The organism is Telmatospirillum siberiense, from assembly GCF_002845745.1.
GTDB lineage: Bacteria > Pseudomonadota > Alphaproteobacteria > Rhodospirillales > Magnetospirillaceae > Telmatospirillum > Telmatospirillum siberiense.
Map to the genome: position 1 here is coordinate 57,933 of NZ_PIUM01000028.1, position 23,164 is coordinate 81,096.

A 23,164-nucleotide genomic window follows, 5' to 3' on the forward strand; every position below is an offset into this window, starting at 1 on the left:
TTTCGTCCAATGCTTACAAAAAGCCGAAATAGCGCGGCAGCCAAAGCGATAGTTCGGGAAAGGCGATCACCAGGACCAGGGTCAGGAACATGGTCAGGATCAGCCACAGCACCCAGGGCACGGTGGATTCGATCGTGGCCCCGGTGATGCGGCAGGTCACCATCAGATTGACCGCCATCGGCGGCGTGAACTGGCCGATGGCGATCTTCAGGGTCAAGATCACCCCGAACCACACCAGATCCCATTGGTAATGCTGCGCCACGGGTATCAGCAGGGGCAGCAGGATGATGAAGGTCGACACGCCGTCGAGGAAGGTCCCGATGACGATCAGCATGACGATGAGGATCCCCATCACGAAATACTGATTGAGACCCAGGTGGATGATGCCGGTGGTGATCGGATCGATGATGGAAAGCGTGCTCATCGCCCAACCGAAAACCGAGGCGAGCGCGACCACGGTCAGGATCACCGCCGAGATCTCGGCGGCCTCGACCATCATCCGATAGATATCGGCCGGCTTGAGCGTGCGATAGACGACGATCCCCAGGAACAGGCCGTAGACCACCGCCACCACAGCCGCCTCGGTCGGCGTGAACAGTCCGAAGCGCAAGCCTCCCAGGATCAGGACCTTGGCCAGCAGCCCGAGAAAGGCGTCCTTGAAGCTTTCCCACAGGGGAGGCCGTGGCAGCTTGGATTGCGAGGCGCCGAAACCGTTGCGGTAAGCCAGCCACCAGGTCGGTCCGATGAGCGCGATCCCGGCCAGGGTTCCCGGGATGATGCCGGCGGCGAACATCGCGGTCGCCGGCGCCGCGGGGACCAGCACGCTATAGATGATCAGGGCCACGGAAGGGGGGATCAGAATGTCGGTCGCGGCGGCGGCGGCGATCACGCCCGCAGTGAAGGATCGCGGATAACCGGCCTTGATCATGGATGGCGCCATCACCCCGGCAACCGCGGCGGCGATCGCCGGCCCCGAACCGGAGATGCCGCCCATCATCATGGCGACGACGACGGCGATCACGGCGAGCGAGGCACGCCCCTGCCCGATCAGGGCGGTGGCGAAGCGCACCAGCTTCTGCGCCACGCCGGAACGATCGAAAATGGTGCCGGCAAAGACGAACATCGGGATCGTCAGCAGCGGATATTTGGCGATACCGGCATAGACGTTGGTCGGCACCGCCAGAATTCCCAAATGCGCCGAGGCAATGGCCGCGGTTCCGGCAAGCCCCAGGGCGACGGCGATCGGCACGCCGAGCAGCAGCAGGATGAAAAATCCGCCAAACAGTCCGCAGGCGATCACGCCCCGCCCCTCCCGGCAAGGCGGACCAACGCGCCCAGGGCGCGGCCGGTGATCACCACCGACAGCAAGGGCAGCCACAGCGAGTAAAGCCATTGCGGCACGCCCAGCGCCGGCGAGGTGACCTCGAAGCGATAGTCGTCATAGGCGAATTGCCAACCGAACACCGCCAGGATGGCGAACATCACCGCGATGGCCGCCATGGAGAACATCTCGGCCCTCCGCCGCCAGCACGGGGACAGTTTGTTGACCAGGAAGGTGATCCGCATATGGCGGTCGCGCACCACCGCAACCGAGGCGCCGAACAGCGTCATGATGACCATCAGGCAGATGGAGAATTCCTCGGTGAAGGCGAAGGAGATATCCGAGAAATATCGGGTCAGCACATTGGCGAAGGTGATGATCGCCACCAACCCGAGCGAAGCGGCGGCGAGCATCTCCTCGATTTTCAGGGGTACGCGCGGCGGTGACGCCGGCGCGCCTTCGGCCGGCGCCGCCGGATCGGCACTCATCGTTTGGCGACCGCCGCCTCGGCCTTCGTCACCAGGGGCGCGCCGACCAGTTTCACCCATTTGTCGAACACCGGCCGCGTGGCTTTCTGGAAGGCCTGTTTTTCGGCTTCGGTCAAGCGGACCACGCTCACACCGTTGGCGGCGATCGCCTTCAGCATTTCGTCGTCGTTACCGCTGATTCCCTTGCGGGCCAGGGCGACCTCCTCTGCGGCGGCCTGCTCGGCCGCCTCCCGAACGGCACGCTGGTCTTCGGGCGACCAGCTGTCCCATACCTGGCGGGACACCACGAAGATCAGCGGATCGGCCACATAACCCCACAAAGTCACGTGCTTCTGGCCGACCGTGTGCAACTTCGCCGCCGCGAAGACCGACAGGGGATTTTCCTGCCCATCGACGGCGTTGGTGGCCATCGCCGGCTGGGCATCGGCCCAGCTCATCTGCACGGGATTGCCGCCCAAGGCGCTGATCGTCTCGACGAACAGCGGACTGCCGACGACGCGGATTTTCAATCCCTTGAGATCGTCCGGCACATGGATGTCACGCTTGGAATTGGAGATTTCGCGAAATCCGTTTTCGCCCCAGGCCAGCGGCACGACGTCCTTGGTGGCCAGAACGGCGAACAGGTCGCGCCCGACCTCGCCTTTGGTCAGGGCGTCGATGGCCTTGTAATCGGGCATCAGGAAGGGCAGCGCGAAGAGATTCAATTCGCGGACCTGGGGGGACCAATTGATGGTCGAGCCGACCGCGAGGTCGATGGTTCCCTGGCGGAGCGCCGTGAATTCCTTGGTCTGGTCGCCGCCGACCAGACTGGTGCCGGGATACATCTTGACGTTGATGCGCCCCCCCGTCCGCTCCTTGATCAGCTCGGCCCAGCGCAATCCCCCCGCCCCCCAAGGAAAACTTTCCGGCAGAACCGTCGACAAACGGTATTCCGCACGATAGTCGGCGGCCCTCGCCGGAAGCGCCGATAGAACGAGCGCGGCACTCGCCAACAGACCGATGCGGATAAGATTCTTCACGGACACCCCCAAATTTCATATCGATAGTTTCCGGCGAGGGTATCCATTCCGACATATTGTTCAAGTCCCGTCATGCGATCCCCCGCAAAAACGATATCGCGCGATACCGCTGACCAAGAGATCAAACGACCGAGGATTTATGGACGGCGCCGATAGGGGGCGAGCGGCGCAGGGGTCGGCCACCGTCATGGTGTTTGCTTTAGGGTTGGCGCCCGCGCCAGAACAGATATAGTACAAGACTATGTCCGATCCCTTCGATCTTTCCGATGACGAGTCCCAGCCGGCACCGGGGCACCCGCTCCCCGCGGCCCGTCCGCTTCCCGCAGCCATGCCCTGGCTCGACGGCCTCAACCCCGAACAGCGCCAAGCGGTGGAGACCACCGAGGGGCCGGTTCTGGTCCTGTCCGGCGCGGGAACAGGCAAGACCCGCGTGCTGACCACCCGGCTGGCCCATATCATGATCACCGGGCAGGCCCGGCCATGGAACATGCTGGCGGTAACCTTCACCAACAAGGCGGCGCGGGAGATGCGCGACCGGGTTTCCGCCCTGGTCGGCGCCGCCGCCGAACAATTGTGGCTGGGCACCTTCCACGCCCTGGGCGTCAGAATGTTGCGCCGCCACGCCCGTCTGGCCGGACTGGAAAGCAATTTCACCATCCTCGACACCGACGACCAGCTCAGGCTGTTGAAGCAGGTGATGGAGGCCGAAAGGGTCGATTCGAAACGCTGGCCGGCCCAGGCGCTGATGGGCACCATCCAGCGCTGGAAGGACCGGGGGCTCACCCCCTCCCAGGTCGGCACCGGCGAGGCCGGCGAATTCGCCGGGGGCAGGGCCGTCGCCCTCTACCAGGCCTACCAGGACCGGCTGCGCACGTTGAACGCCTGCGACTTCGGCGACCTTCTGCTGCATTGCCTGTCCATCTTCAGGGATCCGGAGCATCCCGACGTCCTGGCCGATTACCAGCAGCAGTTCCGTTACATCCTGGTCGACGAATATCAGGACACCAACATCGCGCAATATCTGTGGCTGCGGCTGCTTGCCCAGAAGCACAAGAACATCTGCTGCGTCGGCGACGACGACCAGTCGATCTATTCCTGGCGTGGCGCCGAGGTGGGCAACATCCTGAAGTTCGAAAAGGATTTCCCCGGCGCGGCGGTCGTCCGGCTGGAAGCCAACTATCGCTCGACGCCGGCCATCCTGGCCGCCGCCTCGGGCCTCATCGGTCATAACGAGGGGCGCCTGGGCAAGACCCTGCGACCCGGATCGGCGGATCAGCAAACCGGGGAACCGGTCATGGTACGCGGATTGTGGGACGGCGAGGAGGAAGCCCGCTGGGTGGTCGAGGAGATCGAGGCCCGTCATCGCGACGGCACCTCGCTGAACGAGATCGCCATCCTGGTCCGCGCCGGTTTCCAGACCCGCGAATTCGAAGAGCGGCTGATCACCACCGGCGTCCCCTATAAGGTGATCGGCGGCCTGCGTTTCTATGAACGTCAGGAAATCCGCGACGCCCTGGCCTATTTCCGCGTGGTGGTGCAACCCGCCGACGATCTGGCCTTCGAACGCATCGTCAATCTACCGAAACGCGGACTGGGCGAGGCCTCGCTGCAGGCTGTCCACGTCCTTGCCCGCAGCCAGGGAATCGGGCTCGTCGCCGCCGCCCGGCAATTGGTCGGCAGCGACGAATTGAAGCCGAAAGCCCGCCAAACCCTGGCCGGCCTGATTGCCGATTTCGACCGCTGGCGATCGCTGCTGGCGGCCATTCCGCACGGCGAACTGGCGGCGACCATCCTGGACGAATCCGGCTATACCGGGATGTGGCAGAAGGAAAAGAGCCCCGACGCCCAGGGACGGCTGGAGAACCTGAAGGAACTTGCCTCCGCCATGGACGAGTTCGACAGCATGGCCGGCTTCCTCGAACATGTCAGCCTGGTCATGGAAAATGACGAAAAGACCGACGTCGAACGGATCAATGTGATGACGCTGCACGGCGCCAAAGGCCTGGAGTTCGACGTGGTTTTCCTGCCCGGTTGGGAAGAAGGGGTCTTTCCCCATCAAAGGGCGATGGAGGAGTCCGGAGCGCAGGGCCTGGAGGAGGAACGCCGGCTGGCCTATGTCGGCCTGACCCGGGCGCGGCGGCGCGTCTATGTTTCCTATGCCGCCAACCGGCGCGTCTATAATCAATGGCAGAACAATCTGCCGTCGCGGTTCGTCGAGGAACTGCCTTCCGACATGGTCGAACGACAGGCCGAAAAAGGCCTGTTCGGCGGCGTAACCGAAGCGGCGGCGGCCTGGGGCGGCGGCTGGAACGGCGGCTACGTCACCCAACGCCAGCGCCATCAGTGGTCGGAGGCCCAAACGCCGTCTTCCGGCGAAACCGCGCCCGAGGATGGATACGCGCCGGGCGACCGCGTCTTTCACCAGAAGTTCGGCTATGGCCGGGTGCAGGCCGTCGACGGCAACAAACTGGAAATCGCCTTCGACAAGGCCGGCACGAAAAAAATCATCGACAGCTTCATCTCCATGGCTTAACCGGCGCCGTTCCCTCGCCAAAGCACAAGCGGAAGCGCCATATAAAACCATCAGGGTCCGAAGCCCCTCGATCCACCCCCAGGCCGTCAATTATTACGAAAGCCCAAGCATGCCCAAAGCCCATCCCGTCATCTGGCGCGTTTCCCTCACCGCCCCCCTGGCCGCCGTCGAGACGTTCGAAGCCGTGCTGGATCCGCACGCCGACGCCGTATCCTGGTTTCTCGACGACCCGACCTCGGACGAAAGCGATGAACGGGTCCTGTGGCGGCTGGAAGGCTTTTCCAAGACCCCTCTCGACCGCGCAGGCATCGAGGCGGCCCTGGCCGTCGGCGCCGCCACATTGGGCCGGGAGCCGCCGCCCCTGACGATCGAACAGCTTCCCGACACCGACTGGGTCACGGCCAATCTCAGGGATTTTCCGCCGATCTCGGCGGGACATTTCTTCGTTCACGGCTCCCATTTCAACGGTCGGATTCCGGCCGGGAAGATCCCCCTGCTGATCGATGCCGGCACGGCATTCGGCTCGGGCGAACACGCCACCACCTTCGGCTGCCTGTCCGCGCTGGCTCATCTGATGCGCCGGCGCCATTTCCGCCGGCCGCTGGACCTGGGCTGCGGCTCGGGCATTCTGGCCATCGCCATCGCCAAGACCATCGCCCGCCGGGTCCAGGCCGCCGACATCGATCCGGTGTCCGTCCGGGTGGCGACGCGCAACGCCAAGCGCAATGGGGTGGCAGGGCGGATCTCGGCATGCCGGAGCGACGGATACCGATGCCGCACCCTGGCCCGGCACCGTCCCTATGACCTGATCGTCGCCAACATCCTGGCTCGCCCATTGGCGGCAATGGCGGCGGATCTCGGACGGCATCTGGCGTCCGACGGCGTCGCCGTGCTGTCCGGCCTGCTGAACCGCCAGGAGCGTTTCGTTCTGGCGGCCCACCGCAGCCAGGGACTGTCACTGGTCGGGCGCATCCGCATCGACGGATGGAGCACCCTGGTCCTCGCCCGCTCGCCCCGGACCATCGCCATGACGCGCCTTGCCCCGGGCTGAGCGCAGGCGTCATATGGAATCTAAAAGGGTTGGAGCGATTATTTCGCGACAGACCCTAAGCCCGAGCGGCGCCTGAGCCCGCCGTAGCGGAGCGCAGGCGTCATATGGAATCTAAAAGGGTTGGAGCGATTATTTCGCGACAAACCCTAAGCCCGAGCGGCGCCTGAGCCCGCCGTAGCGGAGCGCAGGCGTCATATGGAATCTAAAGGGTTGGAGCGATTATTTCGCGACAAACCCTGAAGGAATACCCAGGTTCATTTTGTCTGAAACGAAAAGGACATCATAGGGTGCGAAGCGAGGATCCGGAAAAGGGCGATGGGACCATCGCCGATCATGTGGCCCAGTTGCGGCAGGAATTGTCCCGGCGTGGCCTGGACGGCTTCGTCATTCCCCATGCCGACGAGCATCAGGGGGAATATGTTCCGCCGTCGGCGCTTCGCCTGGCCTGGATCACCGGCTTCACCGGCTCGGCCGGGCTGGCCGTCGTCCTTGCCGACCGGGCGGCCCTCTTCATCGACGGCCGCTATACCCTGCAAGCCGCCCAGCAGGTCGACGGCCATCTGTTCGAACAGATTCATCTGATCGATCGTCCGCCGCATCAGTGGCTGGCCGCCTCATTACGGGCCGGCACCCGCCTCGGCTACGATCCCTGGCTGCATACGCCGAACGCCGTCGAGCAGATGCGGCAGTCCTGCGTCAAGGCGAATGCCCATCTGGTCGCCTGCGACGGCAATCCCCTGGATGCCGTGTGGACCGACCGCCCGGCGTCGCCGAGAATGCCGGCCGTTCCCCATCCGATCGCTTTCTCCGGCCGCGACGCCGCCGAAAAGCGCGCCGACCTGGCCCGCATCCTTGAAACGGACAAGGTGGACGCGGTCGTCCTGTCGGCTCCCGACTCCATCGCCTGGCTGCTCAATCTGCGCGGCGCCGACGTCCCTTACACCCCCCTGCCCCTTTCCTTCGCCGTCGCCCATCGGGACGCTACGGTCGATCTGTTCATCGATCCGGCAAAGCTTTCGGCGGACACCGCCGTCCACCTTGGAAAGGCGGTGCGGACGGCGCCCCCGGTCGGCCTGGGCCCCGCCCTGGACGGGCTGTCGCACAAGCATGTGCGGCTGGATCCGGCCACGGTGCCCGCCTGGATCGCCGACCGGCTTGGCGCCGCCGGGGCGCATATCGAACGGGGGGCCGATCCCTGCATTCTGCCGCGCGCCTGTAAAAATCCGGTGGAACTTGCGGGAACGCGCCTGGCCCATCGTCGTGACGGCGCCGTTCTGACCCGCTTCCTGGCCTGGCTGTCCGAGACCGCCGGGACCGGAAAACTGACCGAAATCTCGGTGGCGGCCACGCTGGACGGCTTCAGAAAAGGCGGTGAGCACTATCGCGGCCCAAGCTTTCCGACCATTTCCGCCTGTGGACCGAACGCCGCCCTGCCGCATTACCAGGCGAGCGCCGCGAGCGACCGGCGGCTGACCGAAGGACAGCTTTATCTGGTCGATTCCGGCGGGCAATATCTCGATGGCACCACCGATGTCACCCGCACGGTGGCCATCGGCCGTTGCGGCGGCGAGGAAAGGCGTCACTTCACCCTGGTACTCAAGGGACATATCGCCCTGGCCCGCGTCCGCTTCCCGAAAGGCACCACCGGCAGCCAACTGGATGGCCTGGCCCGGCAGTATCTGTGGGCCGAGGGATTGGATTACGACCATGGCACCGGCCACGGCGTCGGCAGCTATCTGGGCGTCCACGAGGGTCCGCAACGGATCTCCAAGATGCCCAGTCCCCAAGCGCTGCTGCCCGGCATGGTGATCTCCAACGAGCCGGGCTACTACAGGACCGGCGCCTACGGCATCCGCATCGAGAATCTGCAGGCCGTCCGCCCATGGACAGGCACCGCCGAGCGGGAAACCCTGGAATTCGAAACGCTCACGCTGGCCCCCATCGATCTCGCGCTGATCGAGCGGGATCTGCTGTCGAAAGACGAGGCGGACTGGCTCAACGCCTATCACAGCCGCGTGCGCAAGGAACTGACCCCCCTGCTCGACGCGCCGACCGCCGATTGGCTGGCCGGCGCCACGCGGGAAATTTAACCGTCAGTCATCGCCCCAATCGGGCAGGGCGACGCGACGTTCGACGCGGATCTTGTTCAACCGCTCGACATGGGCCAGGTTCTTTTCGGCGATGGCGGCCTGACGGGTGGCGCCCATCTGGCGATAGACTTCGAGGGCGCCCGTGTAGGCGGCGGCGGCCTCGTCCAGATGCTCGGTGCTCTGCCGGTGCTTGTCGAGCAGGAAGAGGGCTGTGCCCAGCGTGTTCTGGCAGGACGCCCAGCCGAGAGGCGTGCGGTTGCGAGCGCGGAATTCCAGCGCGGCCCGGCAGGCGTCGACGGCGCGCTCCAGGACTTCGGGACTTTTCACCTGATCGCCGTAAACCTGGAGCACCTGAGCCAGATTGTTCATGACATCGGCCCAACGCTGCGGCGATTCGGTCCGGGTATAGACCTGCAGCGCCGCCTGAAAGGCCCCCATCGCCTCTTTCAACAGATTGGGCTGCCCCGTCGCCAGATCCAATTTGTAGAGGGCTTGGCCGAGACGGTTGTAGGCCCCGCCCCATTCCAGGGGATAGGAGGCCTTGACCAGGCACTCGACCGAGGCGCGATATTCCTCGACCGCCTGTTCCAGGGCGGCGACGTCCTGCCGGCGCTCGCTCACCGCCGACAACACATTGCCCCAGTATTTATGGAGCAGGGCCTCCTCTATCCCGTGATCGTCCTGGGGCAGCCGGTTGATGGCGGCGTTGTAGGCATCGCCCGCCACATCGTACCAGCCGGGGTCAGGCTCAAGTCCCGCGATGGTGGCCAGGGCCAGACCGTAGCAGGTCAACACCGTCCGCTGCTGGTCGATGTTCCAGCTCACCGGCAAATCGTCCGGCATGGCCGGCAAAGCCTGCTGGGCGGCGACCAGCAATTCATGCTGCAGGCCGCGCTGAGCCTCGGTCATCGGCTCGATGGCGGCAAGGACGATCAGATAGAACATATCGCCCGCGGGGGGTTCCTGATCGCCGGGCAGTTCCAGCGACAGATACGGACTGAAACACCCCGGCCGTTCCTCGTCGCCCTGCCCCGCCGGCGTGAACCATAACGAGTAGCCGTCGGCATGCACGTCACCCCAGACCAGCAGATCGAGACCGGCTTCGCGCGCCAGGATTTGGCGGGCCCTCAGCACGACGGCGTTGACCTGGTTCTGATCAGCCCCCGGATCCAACTGCAACGATACCGACAGCACGCGGACACTGATCCCGAAGCGCTCCTCCAGCAGGCCGGCGAGCGCGCGCGTCCAGGCTTCCTCGACGTCGTTGTTGACGATGGCGATGCCGATGGAAAACGGCTTGGCCCCATCGCTCAAGCCGCCACCTTGCGAATGGTGCTTGCGATAACGCAGCCAGGCTCTCAACGCCTGGATGAGGCTCCACCCCAGCCCCTCGGCCGGCGGACCGAAAACCTCGCCGCCTTCGCGGCTATGGGTGATGATGGCGTCGGCGGCGCGCAACCGTTCGACCAGCAGGCCCAGCACACGGATCCCGGCGTTCGGTTCGTTTTGCACCCACACCATGAATTCATCGCGGGGCACCCGCTTGACCACGGTCTTCTGCATGGCCCGCGCGCCCGATTCGCGGGGGCCTTCGTGCAGAACGTCGGTCTCGCCGAACATCTCGATCGGACCGACGCGACCGGTCACCACCGCCCCGTCGGAATCCTCCCGGAACAGCTCGACGCGGCCGCTTACGACGACATAGACGGCATCACACGGCTCCCCCGCCCGATAGATGATCTCGCCTTTGCTATAACTTCTCTCGCCAGCTCTCACCGGTCGCCTTGCCCCCAAATGCGATCAACAGGTTAAGTCACACCCCGCATCAGCGCAAGCATCCCCCTGATTTTCGCCGGTCGCGAGCGATTTCATTTGGACAAGTCAATCTGAAGGAAAAGAGCCGCCCGTTATCGCCTTTCACGCCTCGACTCAGCGAGCCGATCTGAAAATGGGCCATTTCAAATGGTAGATCGGAGCCAGTTTCGCCTGGACCTCCTGGTAAAGGGCAAAAGCGTCGTCGTAAGCGGAACGTCGCCTTTCGTCCGGCACCAACTGCGGTGCCAAATCCGGTGTGCAAAGGCCGGCCGGCACCTCCGCTGCATCGGCAAATACGCCCAGCCCCACCAAGGCGAGCAAGGCGGCACCGACCGAGGAATCGGCCTCTGGCACGGCCTGGGCCGGACAAGCAAGCACATTGCTGACCGTCTGGCACCAAAGCGCGCTTCGTGCTCCCCCGCCGACCAGCTTGACCCGGCTCAGCGAGAAGCCCTGGGCTTCCAGCACACCGAGGGCGTCGCGCAAGGCATAAGCGGTACCTTCGTAAACCGCTCGCGCCAAATCGGCCTTGCCATGATTGAGACCAAGACCAATAAAGCTCGCCCGGAGAGAGCCGTCCCAGTAGGGGCATCGCTCGCCGGCGAGATAGGGATGGAATAGCAGTCCATTGGCGCCGGCCGGGGCCTGTTCGGCAAGCCTGGTCCAGGCGTCGAAATCGGGCTCATTGGTGTCGCCGCCCTGCAGCAGTTGGCGGGCCCAGGCCACCGCCGATGCACAGGTATTGGTGCCGGCCTGGGACAGCCAGAATGGGGCGATCGGATAAGGATAGGAAATCAGTTTGGGATGAGCGCGAGGCGATGCGGAAATGCCGTGAATGCCGCCGGCGCTGGCTAGCCGGATGACGCATTCCCCTTCCCGCCGCACGCCGGCCGAGAAGGTCTCGGCGGTGCTGTCCATGGTGCCGTTGAAGACGATGGTCTTTTGGGAGAGCCCCAGCAAATCCACGCCTTCCGGCGACAAGGGGCCAATCGGGGCGGAAATCGGCAGGATCTCGGGCAGGGCTCCGTCCGGCAGACCTGCCAGGGCAGCAAGCCAAGCGGACCAGTCTTGCGTCTTCACGTCGTACAACAAAGCTGAAACCGCCGCCGCAGGATCACTGGCCATGCGGCCGGTCAGCCGATAGGCGATATAGTCCTTCGACAACAGAAAGTGACGAACCTTGTTCCAGACGGCAGGATCGTTGCGGGCAATCCACAGAAGATGAGACAAAGTCCAGGTCGGCGCCGGCCAGTTATTGGCCAAGCCGAAGATCTTTTCTCCATGGCGAAGCGACAGTTCTTCCGATTCGACCTTCGAACGCTGGTCGTTCCACAGAATGGCCGGCCGCAAAACATGGCCATGGCCGTCAAGCAAAACGCCGATATGAGCGGCGCTGGTAATAGCCAAGCCGCGGGCGTTCGCTCCATCCAGACCAAGGCGGCCCAGCAATCGCCGGCAGGCCGTTCCCAGGGCGGGAAGCCAGGCGTCGGGCTCCTGTTCGGCCCAAGCTGGTTTGGGGACGATAGTCGGATAGGTCGCGTTTTCGCCGCCCAGAAGCTGCCCGCCGAAATCGAGGACACACACCTTGGCCGAACTGGTTCCGACGTCCAGGCCAAGAACGAATTCTTTGGATGTCGTTTTCGGCATGAGCCTCACCCTCCCGGGCGACCCAGGGCCCGGCCCATGTCCGCCACAAGCGTCCGTGAAGCCCCCTTCAACAGAGCATAATCGTGGCTGATCAGGAAGAAGGCGGGGGGGTGTTCTTCGTAAGCCTGGACTTCGGAAGGCGAACCGAGGGCCACACCCACCGGCACACCGTGGCGGCGCCCCGCGGCGATCACCGACGCTACGGCCTGTCCGATCTCGACTCCGCTGCGCGGACAGCGCATCTCGAAAGAGAGATCCGACGTGCCGACAAGACAGAGGTCGACGCCGGGAACCGTCAAGATTTCGTCGACCGCCGCCAAGGCCTCCGCAGTTTCGATCATGACGGTCAACAATATCTCGTCATTGGCCCATTGCGGATAGTCCTCACCGTGAAAGACCGGCGCCATCCCCCCCTTCGAACGCGCGCCAAGAGGCGGGTAGAAAGCGGCTCGAACCGCCGCTTCGGCATCGGCCCGAGAATTGACCATGGGGACCACGATGCCAAGGGCGCCAGCGTCAAGCAGGTCATTGATGGCCCCAGCCGAATTTTCGGCGACTCGGGCAAAGGGAACGCAGGTGGTGGCCGCGACGGCCCTTATGGAATCCGTCGCTGACGCCTTGTCGAAGTTTCCGTGCTGGGCATCGACCATCAGGAAGTCAAAACCTGCCCGAGCCATCACTTCCGTCACTCGGGTCGACCCGAAAGTCAGGGCCGCGCCAAAAAACGTCATCTGTTCCCGAAGGTATTTCTTCAACTTGTTGCGATACGAAGTCTCAGACATGACTGGTCTTCCTAAAAATCCTAGACGTGGTCAGTTTCGGTAGAGAGCATCACACCGTCTGCTTCGGTCGGCGTCGCCGTTGGCGGGCGAGCATATTTGTCACCACATCACATTAATTTGTCGACAAATAAACCGACAAAAAATGGCTGTCAAGTGCCATGCCGACGACGGACGGCATGGTCCGAACGCCCAAAGGTCAGGAAGAAAAGCTCAGCTTGGAATAGCCGAGGTGAGCGTCCAGGGCCGCCACTGCAGCCAAAGCGTCACCCCGCTTGATCGCTTCCAGGATCAGGCGATGCTCGTCGGCGATGCGCGTGATGCGCTCGTGGGTCCAGTATTGGCGCCGATATTCGACGCTGCGGAACAAGGTCGAAAGCACGCCGGAAAAGGCCGACAGCACCTGATTGCCGCAGGCCCGAAAGATTTGCAGGTGGAAGTCGCGGTCGTAATTGTCGGCCTTCTCGGGCTCATCCTGATGCTTCAGCATCAATTCGATGCATTCCTCGACCTTGGCGATGCCGACCGGGGTGATACGCCGGACCGCAAGGGGTAGGATGGCGCGTTCGACGACGACGCGCGCCTCCTTGAATTCGTAGGTGTCGAACTGCGCCACCTCGAACTGGAAGCGGATGTGCTCGCTCAACGTATTGGCGTCGAAATCGCGGATGATGGTGCCGCGTTTGGTGGCCCTTTCCAGGATCCCGGCCTGGACCATGACGGTCAATGCCTTGCGGATATGGTGGCGGGAAACACCGAACCTCTCGGCCAGGGAAACTTCACCTTCAACCTTGTCGCCGGGTTTTAACCCCTGCGAAATAAAGTGACTTTTCACTCGTTCGAGAAGATCGCTGTCACTGATGACTGCCATTTATCTATGAGCGCCAAATAATTTTATATTGAGGACAAATAGATCCCGTCAGCCGTTTCTGTCAAGGAACCGCTGACGGGCCAAAATCGGCCCTCAACTCGCCGGCAAGGCGAGTTGAGGGCCGACCTTAAGGGCGTAACGCTCGGCCTCCTCGCAGGCGAGCGAAGCGACGATGGCATTGGCGTCGGTGCGCGGATCGAGGCGGTAGCTGACGGTCAGCCGCAAGGGCGGCAAGGGCGATGTCGTGGAAATGGCGATCAGATTGCCCGATTGCAACTCGTCGCGGATGGCCGCCGCCGGAATGACGGCGATGCCGATGCCCGCGCGGACCAGGCGCAGGATCGCGGCGAGGGAACCGATGCAATGGACGCTTTTCGGGCTGGCGCCTTCCCGCCGGCACACCTCCAGAAACCCCAGATGCGGCTGCGAGCCCCGGGTCATGGTCATGATCGACTGTTCCGACAATTGCGTGAAGGAATAGACCGCGTTGGCCCGCCAACCATCCTCGGGCCGGCCGATCACGCACATCGGCATCTGACCTAGGCCGAGATTGGTGATGGTGTCGCCCAGCACCGGGTCGGTCTGCAGGGTGACATCCAATTGGCCGCGCCGCAGCCGTTCGTGCAATTGCTGGGTCGATTCGGCGGTCAGCTCGATTTCCAGACCGCGGTGCCCGGCCTGCAGACGGTTGAGGAAATCGATCAGCCAGGTATGGACGATGGTCTCGACGACGCCGATCCTCAGCACGCCGGTCAAGGGGGCGTCGGCCTGCAGGGCCGTCCGCATTTCACGGCCGATGTCGAGCATGCGCTCGGCGTAGGTGAGCAGAATGCGCCCCGCCGGGGTGAGACGCGTCTCACGCCCGGTCCGGTCGAACAAGGGCTTGCCGAAATCCTCTTCGAGCGAGGCGATCCGGCCCGAAATGGCGGCCTGCGTGAGATGCAGACGCTCGGCCGCGTCACGGAAACAGCCGAGACGGGCCACCCAAACGAAAGTCTCCAGAAACCGCGTATTCACCCGTCACCCGCCGTTTATCGGCCGGCGCCGGGAGGGATCTCCTTCAAGCCACGACCGGCAGATCATTGATAACATAACTATGACCGATCCGTCGTCCAAGCACGGGATCCTCGATTTCCATGCGAAACCGAAAAGCCGGACGGATGCCGCCGATGGCAGGGATGGTCCCGCCGAACATCACCCCGCCCTCGGGCAGTCCGCCCAGACGATCGAGCAGATCCTCGGGCCGCCGCAACGCCTCCATCGTGCCCTCCTGGTATGGCGTCCACTGATCGCTTCCCGCCTCTCCCACGAAGGAGCGCAAGATCAGCGCGTCCCAATGCCCGATGACATCCGCCAGACGCCATAGCGTCGTACCGATGGGTTTGGCGCAAAGCTGCTTGGCATGGGCGACCGACCATTCCTCGGCGTAACGGTCGGTATGGTCCGATCCGACACCGACGCAGAGCCCCCGCGCGGTGGCGACCAGCACGGGTTCCACTTCTCCCGAGGTTTGCGGCCCCAGCATCGCCACCGTCTCATCGGTGGTCAAAAGAGCCGGCGAGCCGGCATAGAACAGCGGCGTCGCGCTGGGCGGAGGAACGCCGATGGCCTGCAACTCCTCGATGTGATGGCGCACGGCCTCCTGGTCGCGGCCGGCCCATCCGGCGATTACCAATCTCTCCGGGAAAAACCGCAGGCTTTCGGTTTCGCCGCCCGGAACGGCGAGGATCAGGTCGAGTGGAAGGCTGGAAGGCATGAAAATCCTCTGACTGGAGATGGGAAAGGGGCGGCGAAGTCGGGCGCGCCGCCCCGGTTCTTCCGATGCTGATCGCCCGCGTCAATCCCGCAAGGGGGCGTGGGCCGTTTCCCGGGCGACCGCCAGGGCGATGCCGGTGACGACCAGGGCGGCCGTGACATAGAGCGAGACGGCCAGCGTCGAGCCATAGGCCTGGTAGAGCGAGACGATGATCAGCGGAGCGAAGCCGCCGCCGACGACGCCGGCGAAGGTATAGGCGAGCGAGGAGCCGCTGTAACGCACGTGGGTGGCGAACTGCTCGGTGACGAAGGCGCCCTGGGGGCCGTACATGGCGGCATGGAAGACCAGCCCGGCGACCACGGCCAGCACGATCAGCCAGGGGTTGGCCGTATCCATCAGGCCGAAGAAGACGAATGCCCATACCGCGCCGGCGACGGCGCCCACGGCATAGACCGGCCGGCGGCCGACGGCGTCGGACAACCGCCCGAACAGCGGCACGCAGATGGCGTTCAGCCCCGCCCCGATGAGCACGGCGGTCAAGGCCAGCGGACGGGGCAGCTTCAACACCTGAGTGACATAGGTCATGGTGAAGACGACCCCACCAGGGCGTAGAGGACGTCCGAGCCGACGCGCACGCCGCCGGCGATCAGCAGGCTGCGCAGATGCTTGGTCAGCACTTCGCCGACCGGAGCCTTGGCCTGCTTGTGCGAGGCCTCGATCTGCTTGAACATCGGCGTCTCGTCGACCCCGATCCGCACCCACAGGCCGAAACCGACCAGAATGGCGCTGACCAGGAAGGGAATGCGCCAGCCCCAGCTGACGAAATCCTGATCGGCGAGGCCCAAGGTGACCACGGTGATCAATCCGGTCGCCAGCAGCGTTCCCAACGAGGGTCCAACCTGGGTCCAGGAGGCGTTGAGACCACGGCGGTCCTGACGGCCGTGCTCGACCGACAACAGGACGGAACCGGCCCATTCGCCGCCCAGGGCGACGCCCTGGACGAAGCGCAGCAGGACGAGCAGCAACGGACTGGCGACGCCGATGGCGTCGAACGTCGGCAGCAGGCCCATCAGGAAGGTGGTCACCCCCATGACCAGCAGCGTGACCACCAGCACCACGCGGCGGCCGAGCTTGTCGCCCAGATGGCCGAAGAAGATCCCGCCGAGGGGCCGCGAGACATAGCCCACCGCATAGGTCGAGAAGGCCAGAATGACGCCGGCCAGGGGCGAAAAGGAGGGAAAGAACAGCTTGTTGAAAATAAGGGCGGCCATGGTGTTGTAGACCGTGAAGTCGTACCACTCGAGAGTGGTTCCCACCATGCTGGCCCCGGCCAGACGCTTCATCATGGCCGGGCTCGCCCCGCCACCGGCGGGATCGGAGGTCATGGACCCCGACACATCGGATATGGTCATCGCTTCGGTGGCTTCCATGTCGTCGTTCTCCTTTCTCGCAAAAATCAAGTGGGCCGGGCGCTTCCGCCGACCCGGCGCTTTACCGGTCGCCGATCAGGGGCTCGATGGCGGCGGCGGCGGCCAACAGGCGCCGATCCGACAGGCGCCGGCCCGCCAGCATCAGCCCGACGGGCAGCGGCGCCCCCCCGACGGGAAGGGAAATGGCCGGCAGGTCGAAAAGATTGGCGACCCGGGTATTGCGCAGGATCAAACCGTTGATCCTGTGGAATTCGGCGTCGTCCTCGACCAGACGCGAAATGGCGGGGGCCAGCATGGGAACCGTCGGCAGCACGAGGATCTCGCCGCTTGCCAGATGCCGGTCCATGCGCTCGACCATTTGGGCGCGAAGACGGATCATGCGAAGGTAATCGGTGGCCAGGACACGACGCCCCGCCTCGATCCGCGCGGCGATCTTGGGATCGATGCCGGCGAGATCGGCCAGCCCTTCCGCTTCCAGGCGGGCCGATAGTTCGACGGAAGGAAAGGTGCCGACCCCGTCCAGTTCAGCCTGCAGATCGAGTTCCGCCTCGATGGACCCGTCGCGCACCAGGAAACCGGCGGCGCGCAATGTGTCGGCCGCGCGCTCGAAAGCCCGCGCCACCGGCGCGTCGAGCATGTCGAACAGGCGCCCCCGGGGAATGGTCAGGGTCAGGCCGTCGCGGTCGAACGGCTGCGGCGCCGGCAGGGGAACGCCGCTCAGAACCTCGTCGGCCCAGGCGCAATCGGCGACGGTCCGGGCGATGGCGCCGACCGTGTCGAGCGTCGTCGACAAGGGAAAGGCGCCATCGGTGGGAACCCGGCCGGAAGACGGCTTGAAGCCGACGGCGCCGCACAAGGCGGCCGGAATGCGCAACGACCCGCCGGTATCGGAGCCGAGGCCGATATCGGCCATGCCGTCGAGAACGGAGATCACCGCGCCCGACGACGAACCGCCCGGAATGAGGGACCGGTCGCGGGGATTGCCGGGATTGCCGTCATGCGGGTTGATCCCGATGCCCGAGAAGGCGAATTCGGTCATGTGGGTCTTGCCGACGATCACCGCCCCCGCCCCGCGCAAGCGGGCGACCACGGCGGCATCCCGTGGCGCCGCGGGGTGCCCCCGCAGCACGGCCGAACCGGCGGTCGTTACCCGGCCGGCCACGTCGAAGAGATTTTTCACCGAGACCACCCGGCCGTCCAAGGGCCCCAGCGGGGCGGCCCGCTGGTCGGCGGCGGCGGCGGCCAGACGGGCCTCCTCGGCGAAGACTTGCGAGAAGACCTTATCCCCCTCCAGCGCGGGATCGGCGATCCGCGCCAGACAGGCTTCCAGGCGGGCGGCGGACGCCCCGTTCGCCGATTTCCCGCTCATCGGCAAAGACCCTCCAGCGATTCGGATGTGCGGGCGGCGGCCAGATCGGCCTCGGTCAATTGCCACATCACCCGCAGCATCGCCGGGCTCATTGCCGGCGGCGCTTCCCGGGACGGCCGGGCGAGCGCGGTGCGGATCGCCTCCTCCGAGGTGGCCTCGACCAGGAAAATCGGATCGAGCACGCGTCCTTCCGTCTTTTCGGCCGGCAGCGGAGAACTCAAGCCGACGTCGGGGAGTAAAACGCGGGTGGCGATGATGCCGTCGACGGTTTGCAGATCGCGGCCCCAGCGGCTCAACATCTCGACATCGCCCGCTTGCGCCGGCCGGCCCAGGCGCAGCACGGCGAGCACGGCGCCGGTGCCCACGCCGGTTTCGGCCTCAACGGTGCAGACGCGGCGCATGCAGTCCCGCATGCGGCCGAGATTGGTCACCGACCAGGCGGTCTGATGACCGAACGCCTGCCGGTAGGCCTCGCTACGGAAGGCGTCGAGGGAGCTGGTGCGATAAAGCCCGAGGTAACGCCGCGAATCGTCTTCGGCGATATAACGGATTCCCGAGACGAATCCCGGAAGAGCGATCCGTTCCTCGACATGCTCGCGGTCATACCATTTGTTGAAATCGTCTTCATGCGCGGGGTCTACATTTGTCCAGACAAATAGATATCCAGGAACCTGCGCGTTATTGACGCCAACCATAGAAAAGCCCTTCCCAATACATCATTCGTTACAACCATATTGTGAACAGGCCGCCCCCGGTAGCAAGACGGTTTTTCCGATCGCCAGCGATCACTTTTGCTGTTGGCGAGTCGCCCACATTGACATTAACTTATTGAAAATATTTATATTATTTGCGAGAACGGCTACCGCCGGACACCCGGGCACGCGGGTGCATGCGGCGAAACGGCCTGCCCGTTTTTATTGCAGTTTTTGCTGAAATAGTGTGGTGATTCTTGCTCACGCGAGAGTGGCTGGGGCGAAAACACCGCAAAATCGGTTCATCGCGAAAATAAGTGACGCTTTTTTGATCCAGCGTCCAAAATTTGGGCAATCGTCAAAAACGCCCAAGATATGTGCCAAAAAAATTTAGGCCGTGGGGTGAAACCTCAATTTCGATGACGGGCGATTTCCCCTCCCCCATGCTGAAAAGCGTCACCTTTCCAAAAGCCGGAGGAAGAAGGCGGCATGACCCAAGAGGAATTCAACGCGTTCTGCCGAAACCTGCCCGCCACCACCCACGTGGTCCAATGGGGTGGAGCGGATGTCTGGAAGGTTGGCGGTAAAGTTTTCGCGATCGGCGGTTGGACGGAGGAGGGAATGGCCGTCACCTTCAAGACGAGCCCCCTTTCCTACGAAATTCTCCGGGAACAACCGGGATTGCGCCCCGCCCCCTATCTCGCGTCGCGGGGCCTGAAATGGATTCAGCATTTCGAAAGGCCGGGGCTCGGCGACGGCGAGTTGCAAAATTACATTCGCCAATCGCACAGCATCGTTTCTCAAGGACTATCAAGAAAGAAACGGGCCGAACTGGGACTCGCCACGCCCTAGCGTGGCGGCGGAAAAGCAACGGAACAAGGCGAGTTCAAGACGTTACCGGAAAATGCCGTCGGCCGATATCATCCGGCTCTCACGCCGTCCAGGAAACGCGTCACCTCGACGCGCATCGTTTCGGAATTTTTCGCGAGATCGCCTGACGCGGCCAGGATTTGATGCGCCCCGGCAACGGCGTCCCCAGCCGACCGGGATATTCCGCCGATGTTAGCCGAGACATCCCGGGTTCCCTCGGCCGCCTGCTGAACATTGCGGGCGATCTCCTGCGTGGCGGCGCCCTGTTCCTCGACGGCCGAGGCGATACCCGACGAAATCTCCCGAACCTGATTGATGACCGCCCCGATATTGCGAATCGCCTCCACCGTGCGCCGCGTCTCCTCCTGTACGGCGGAAATCTGGCTGGAGATCTCTTCGGTTGCCCGGCCGGTCTGATTGGCCAGACTTTTCACCTCCCCGGCGACCACGGCGAATCCCTTGCCGGCATCTCCGGCACGTGCCGCCTCGATGGTCGCGTTAAGCGCCAACAGGTTTGTCTGACTGGCGATGTCATTGATCAGCTTGACCACTTCGCCAATTTTATCGGCGGCGCGGGCAAGCCCTTCCACCATGGTATTGGTCCGGGCGGTTTCCTCGGAGGCGAGGGTCGAGACCTTCGCGGCCTCGGTCACGTGGCGAGAGATCTCGGAAATGGACGATGACAATTCCTCGGTGGCGGAGGCCACGGTCTGCACATTCGTCGTCGCGTTCTGCGCCGCGGTGGCCACCGTCTCCGCCTGGCTCGAAGCCTGGCTGGCCCCCGCGGCCATGCCTTGCGCGGTCGTCTGCAACTCGTTCGCCTGCGACGAGACACCCTTGACCAACCCCATCACCGAGGCCTCAAAATTGTCCGCCATCGACAACATGGCCCGTTTGCGGTCGGCCTCCGCCTTGGCTTTGGCCTCCACCTGTTCGCGTTCCATCTCCCTGACGCGGTGGGCGTTGGTCTTGAAGACTTCGACGGTGCGGGCCATCTCGCCGACCTCGTCCTTGCGGGCGACACCGGGCACATCGGCGGACAGGTCGTTGCGGGCCAGACGATCCATGGCGTTACGCAAGGCGGCGATGGGGACGGTCAGCCCCTTGCGGCTGATCCACAGGGAGAGCGCCAGCGCCAGCAGAATACCCGCGCCGGCCAGCACGATCACCGTCGTGATGGTGTGGTTCGTGCTGTCGGTCAGATCGTCGGAAGCCTTGTCGGCGTAAACCAGGAGACCGTCGTTCAACGTCGTCATTTCGGCCAGGGCTTTCTGGGCCAAAGGCGTGCACTCGATTTTCATGCGCCTTAAAGCCGTCATATTGTCGGCATCGCTGACAGCGGTGAGACCGAACTCGAAGACCGGCGCGCAGGCGTCGTAAGTGTTTCGTACCGACCTGTCGATGGCATCGAGTTCAGTCGCCTTTTCGGGCAGACTTTTACGAACGGAGCCCATCAGTTCCGCATAACGCTGTTGCGTCTCTTTTATCTTTTTCCTGAGAAGCTCGTTTTGCTCCTGGGTATCCGCTGCGGGAATCTGATATCCCAATGAAGCGTAGGCTTCGAGCTGTCGTCCGGCACGCGAGGAAAAGACAGTGGAACGATCGACACGGGCGATCAGGTCGGAATAGGCATCGTCGATGCCATGCATACGAACGACCGCCAGGGCCACCGTGCCGATGAAGGCGGCGGCAAAAACGCCCACCACCAGATTGAGCTTGTTGGCGATACGCAAGTGATCCAGAATCATCATGACACCCCGGTCGTTTCGTGGAAAATCATCGCCCTTGAACCGGCTGTTGTTTCGGCAATCGTCTGGCTGGCCAAACCTCTGGAAAAAAAACAATCTTAAGTAGAATGGCTGTGGAATGTTAATAAATTTTAAAGCAGGGGTTTTCCACATCTCATGACATGGAGCACGGTCGCCGAAGCTGATGGATGGGCGCGACGGCATCTGTGCGAAGTCGCGTAGCGCCCTACAATCCACGATTTCAAGGCTTCCGGAAGGTGCCGGAGAAATAAGGACGACCGATGGGGCGGCGGCTGACATCCCCGGCACCGCGATGTAAGGTTTCCGCTCGGTGGACGGACGAAAGCGGCATGGGGGCAAGCCCCGGTGCCCCCCCCAGGGTCCGCCCGCATATTTTGCCCGCCTCCCGGGCAGAGAGGACGACGAGGACATCGTGCGTTTTTCCAGTCTTGTGGATCGCATCGGCGGACGTGGGGCCGATGCGTGGACATTGCATTTCCAAGCCCTTGAACAGCGATCGAGGGGCCGCGACGTCATTTTGCTGACGGTCGGCGATCCCGATCAGGGGCCGCCCGGCAAGGTGATCGAGGCGACCATCGACGCATTGAGGGCCGGAAAATGCGGCTATGCCCCCGTCGCCGGACTGCCGGAGTTGCGCGCCGCCATCGCGGCGCGGATGGCCGGGACGACCGGGCGGGACTGCACGGCGGAAAACGTCGTCGTGGTGCCGGGGGCGCAGGCAGGGCTGTTCAGCGCGCTGCATCTGGTCGCAGGCCCCGGCGACGAGGTGATCGTGCCCGAGCCGATCTATGCGACCTATGAGGCGGTGATCGGCGCCTGCGACGCCACCATGGTCACCGTGCCGCTGTCGCCGGAACGGAATTTCCACCCCGATCCCGATACCGTCGCCCGCGCCATCACCCCCAGGACACGGGCGATATGGATCAACAACCCGCACAATCCGACGGGAGCCGTCCTGTCCCGGCCCGAACTGGAGGCGATCGCCGAGCTTTGCCGCCGGCATGATCTGTGGCTGATCGCCGACGAGGTCTATGCGACGCTCACCTACGCGCGGCCCCCCGTCAGCGTCTGGTCGCTGGACGGCATGCGCGACCGCGCCATCGTGGTGTCGAGCCTGTCCAAATCCCACGCCGCCCCCGGCTTCCGCCTGGGCTGGATGATCGCCGACCCATTGGTGGCCGGACATATGTTCAATCTGCTGCTGTGCATGACCTATGGCGGCCCCCCCTTCATCCAGGAGGGCGCCCTGGCCGCCGTCGCCGCCGACCTGCCGGAAGCCTTGGCGATGAACGGCATCTATCGCAGGCGCGCCGCCCGCCTGGTCTCCGGCCTCGCCGGAGCGCCGGGCTGCCGGGCACTGTCCCCGGAGGGAGGCATGTTCGTTCTTCTCGACATTCGCCAGAGCGGACTTTCATCGAAGGACTTCGCGGAGCGCCTGCTGGAGCGGGAAGGCGTCGCCGCGCTGTCCTGCGACGGCTTCGGCCCCAGCGTCGCCGGGCATCTGCGCCTGTCGCTGACCGTCCCCGACGACGCCCTCGACGAGGCCGGACGGCGCATCGTCCGCTTCGCCCGCAGTCTCGTCCGTCGCGCGGGCTGTTCCCAGTCCCCTACTTCCGGCGTTCGCACAGTTCTATAGTCTCCCCGGCCGCGGGATTATCCGCGGT

The 23,164-nt window shown here is 64.0% G+C and carries 19 protein-coding genes; 5 read left to right on the forward strand and 14 right to left on the reverse strand.

The features are described 5' to 3' along the window. Positions 1 to 13: 13 nt before the first annotated feature. The 3 genes from CWS72_RS20440 to CWS72_RS20450 are packed head-to-tail and all read right to left on the reverse strand — an operon-like array spanning position 14 to position 2,828. Complete coding sequence (locus CWS72_RS20440; protein ID WP_101252493.1) at positions 14 to 1,300, reverse strand: TRAP transporter large permease; 1,287 nt, start codon at positions 1,298 to 1,300, stop codon at positions 14 to 16. Further along, complete coding sequence (locus tag CWS72_RS20445; protein WP_101252494.1) at positions 1,297 to 1,809, reverse strand: TRAP transporter small permease; 513 nt, start codon at positions 1,807 to 1,809, stop codon at positions 1,297 to 1,299. Before CWS72_RS20445 ends, CWS72_RS20440 begins: the two co-directional genes overlap by 4 nt. Next, entirely contained in the window at positions 1,806 to 2,828 is a 1,023-nt protein-coding gene (locus CWS72_RS20450) for a DctP family TRAP transporter solute-binding subunit (RefSeq protein ID WP_101252518.1), read from the reverse strand. Before CWS72_RS20450 ends, CWS72_RS20445 begins: the two co-directional genes overlap by 4 nt. Before the next feature lie 241 nt (positions 2,829 to 3,069). Here CWS72_RS20450 and CWS72_RS20455 point away from each other — a divergent pair, with 241 nt between their 5' ends. The 3 genes from CWS72_RS20455 (at position 3,070) to CWS72_RS20465 (ending at position 8,502) form a co-directional block, all read left to right on the forward strand. After that, the gene (locus CWS72_RS20455; protein ID WP_101252495.1) at positions 3,070 to 5,361 is read left to right on the forward strand and encodes an ATP-dependent helicase; all 2,292 of its coding nucleotides are present in this window, start codon (positions 3,070 to 3,072) and stop codon (positions 5,359 to 5,361) included. Between the two features lie 109 nt (positions 5,362 to 5,470). Beyond that, positions 5,471 to 6,412 (forward strand): 50S ribosomal protein L11 methyltransferase, encoded by a 942-nt coding sequence (locus tag CWS72_RS20460; RefSeq protein ID WP_101252496.1) that lies wholly within the window; start codon positions 5,471 to 5,473, stop codon positions 6,410 to 6,412. Positions 6,413 to 6,699: 287 nt separating this feature from the next. Further along, entirely contained in the window at positions 6,700 to 8,502 is a 1,803-nt protein-coding gene (locus CWS72_RS20465) for an aminopeptidase P family protein (RefSeq protein ID WP_101252497.1), read from the forward strand. Positions 8,503 to 8,505: 3 nt separating this feature from the next. On the opposite strand, the gene CWS72_RS20470 is transcribed toward CWS72_RS20465, so the two are convergent. The 10 genes from CWS72_RS20470 to CWS72_RS20510 all read right to left on the reverse strand — a co-directional run bounded on the left by CWS72_RS20470 (position 8,506) and on the right by CWS72_RS20510 (position 18,864). Then, positions 8,506 to 10,278, reverse strand: coding sequence for a cyclic nucleotide-binding domain-containing protein (locus tag CWS72_RS20470; RefSeq protein ID WP_158240746.1), 1,773 nt, complete (start codon positions 10,276 to 10,278; stop codon positions 8,506 to 8,508). Between the two features lie 153 nt (positions 10,279 to 10,431). Next, the gene (locus CWS72_RS20475) at positions 10,432 to 11,964 is read right to left on the reverse strand and encodes a xylulokinase (RefSeq protein ID WP_101252499.1); all 1,533 of its coding nucleotides are present in this window, start codon (positions 11,962 to 11,964) and stop codon (positions 10,432 to 10,434) included. Positions 11,965 to 11,969: 5 nt separating this feature from the next. Continuing rightward, on the reverse strand, positions 11,970 to 12,746 hold the full coding sequence (locus CWS72_RS20480; RefSeq protein WP_101252500.1) for an HpcH/HpaI aldolase family protein: 777 nt from the start codon (positions 12,744 to 12,746) through the stop codon (positions 11,970 to 11,972). 196 nt (positions 12,747 to 12,942) lie between these two features. After that, positions 12,943 to 13,614: a FadR/GntR family transcriptional regulator gene (locus tag CWS72_RS20485; protein ID WP_101252501.1), complete on the reverse strand. Its 672-nt coding sequence runs from the start codon at positions 13,612 to 13,614 to the stop codon at positions 12,943 to 12,945. Between the two features lie 93 nt (positions 13,615 to 13,707). Then, positions 13,708 to 14,631 carry a LysR family transcriptional regulator gene (locus CWS72_RS20490; RefSeq protein WP_101252502.1) on the reverse strand — a complete coding sequence of 308 codons (924 nt, stop codon included), beginning with the start codon at positions 14,629 to 14,631 and terminating at the stop codon, positions 13,708 to 13,710. A gap of 43 nt (positions 14,632 to 14,674) precedes the next feature. Further along, on the reverse strand, positions 14,675 to 15,370 hold the full coding sequence (locus CWS72_RS20495) for a DUF2848 domain-containing protein (RefSeq protein ID WP_101252503.1): 696 nt from the start codon (positions 15,368 to 15,370) through the stop codon (positions 14,675 to 14,677). An 81-nt stretch (positions 15,371 to 15,451) separates the two neighbouring features. Next, entirely contained in the window at positions 15,452 to 15,955 is a 504-nt protein-coding gene (locus CWS72_RS28145; protein ID WP_199175832.1) for an MFS transporter, read from the reverse strand. Beyond that, positions 15,952 to 16,800, reverse strand: a complete 849-nt coding sequence (locus CWS72_RS28150) for an MFS transporter (protein ID WP_199175833.1) — start codon at positions 16,798 to 16,800, stop codon at positions 15,952 to 15,954. The genes CWS72_RS28145 and CWS72_RS28150 overlap by 4 nt, the downstream gene beginning before the upstream one ends. A gap of 61 nt (positions 16,801 to 16,861) precedes the next feature. Continuing rightward, on the reverse strand, positions 16,862 to 18,169 hold the full coding sequence (locus tag CWS72_RS20505; RefSeq protein ID WP_101252504.1) for an amidase: 1,308 nt from the start codon (positions 18,167 to 18,169) through the stop codon (positions 16,862 to 16,864). After that, positions 18,166 to 18,864, reverse strand: coding sequence for a DUF4286 family protein (locus CWS72_RS20510; RefSeq protein WP_101252505.1), 699 nt, complete (start codon positions 18,862 to 18,864; stop codon positions 18,166 to 18,168). The genes CWS72_RS20505 and CWS72_RS20510 overlap by 4 nt, the downstream gene beginning before the upstream one ends. A gap of 486 nt (positions 18,865 to 19,350) precedes the next feature. Between CWS72_RS20510 and CWS72_RS20515 the strand changes: the two genes are divergently transcribed. Next, a complete protein-coding gene (locus CWS72_RS20515; RefSeq protein WP_101252506.1) occupies positions 19,351 to 19,713 on the forward strand; it encodes an MmcQ/YjbR family DNA-binding protein in 363 nt (120 codons plus the stop codon). A gap of 68 nt (positions 19,714 to 19,781) precedes the next feature. Here the strand turns inward: CWS72_RS20515 and CWS72_RS20520 are convergent, their stop codons facing one another. Continuing rightward, positions 19,782 to 21,482, reverse strand: a complete 1,701-nt coding sequence (locus tag CWS72_RS20520) for a methyl-accepting chemotaxis protein (RefSeq protein WP_241911825.1) — start codon at positions 21,480 to 21,482, stop codon at positions 19,782 to 19,784. A 430-nt stretch (positions 21,483 to 21,912) separates the two neighbouring features. Between CWS72_RS20520 and CWS72_RS20525 the strand changes: the two genes are divergently transcribed. Next, on the forward strand, positions 21,913 to 23,136 hold the full coding sequence (locus CWS72_RS20525) for a pyridoxal phosphate-dependent aminotransferase (protein WP_101252507.1): 1,224 nt from the start codon (positions 21,913 to 21,915) through the stop codon (positions 23,134 to 23,136). The last annotated feature ends 28 nt before the right edge of the window (positions 23,137 to 23,164 follow it).

What these genes read in the sequence shown, in the direction of transcription:
- CWS72_RS20445 (WP_101252494.1), bottom strand. Translation starts at nt 1,809, where the DNA reads ATGAGTGCCGATCCGGCGGCGCCGGCCGAAGGCGCGCCGGCGTCACCG.
- CWS72_RS20455 (WP_101252495.1), top strand. Translation starts at nt 3,070, where the DNA reads ATGTCCGATCCCTTCGATCTTTCCGATGACGAGTCCCAGCCGGCACCG.
- CWS72_RS20460 (WP_101252496.1), top strand. Translation starts at nt 5,471, where the DNA reads ATGCCCAAAGCCCATCCCGTCATCTGGCGCGTTTCCCTCACCGCCCCC.
- CWS72_RS20475 (WP_101252499.1), bottom strand. Translation starts at nt 11,964, where the DNA reads ATGCCGAAAACGACATCCAAAGAATTCGTTCTTGGCCTGGACGTCGGA.
- CWS72_RS20480 (WP_101252500.1), bottom strand. Translation starts at nt 12,746, where the DNA reads ATGTCTGAGACTTCGTATCGCAACAAGTTGAAGAAATACCTTCGGGAA.
- CWS72_RS20485 (WP_101252501.1), bottom strand. Translation starts at nt 13,614, where the DNA reads ATGGCAGTCATCAGTGACAGCGATCTTCTCGAACGAGTGAAAAGTCAC.
- CWS72_RS20495 (WP_101252503.1), bottom strand. Translation starts at nt 15,370, where the DNA reads ATGCCTTCCAGCCTTCCACTCGACCTGATCCTCGCCGTTCCGGGCGGC.
- CWS72_RS28145 (WP_199175832.1), bottom strand. Translation starts at nt 15,955, where the DNA reads ATGACCTATGTCACTCAGGTGTTGAAGCTGCCCCGTCCGCTGGCCTTG.
- CWS72_RS28150 (WP_199175833.1), bottom strand. Translation starts at nt 16,800, where the DNA reads ATGGAAGCCACCGAAGCGATGACCATATCCGATGTGTCGGGGTCCATG.
- CWS72_RS20505 (WP_101252504.1), bottom strand. Translation starts at nt 18,169, where the DNA reads ATGAGCGGGAAATCGGCGAACGGGGCGTCCGCCGCCCGCCTGGAAGCC.
- CWS72_RS20510 (WP_101252505.1), bottom strand. Translation starts at nt 18,864, where the DNA reads ATGGTTGGCGTCAATAACGCGCAGGTTCCTGGATATCTATTTGTCTGG.
- CWS72_RS20515 (WP_101252506.1), top strand. Translation starts at nt 19,351, where the DNA reads ATGACCCAAGAGGAATTCAACGCGTTCTGCCGAAACCTGCCCGCCACC.
- CWS72_RS20520 (WP_241911825.1), bottom strand. Translation starts at nt 21,482, where the DNA reads ATGATGATTCTGGATCACTTGCGTATCGCCAACAAGCTCAATCTGGTG.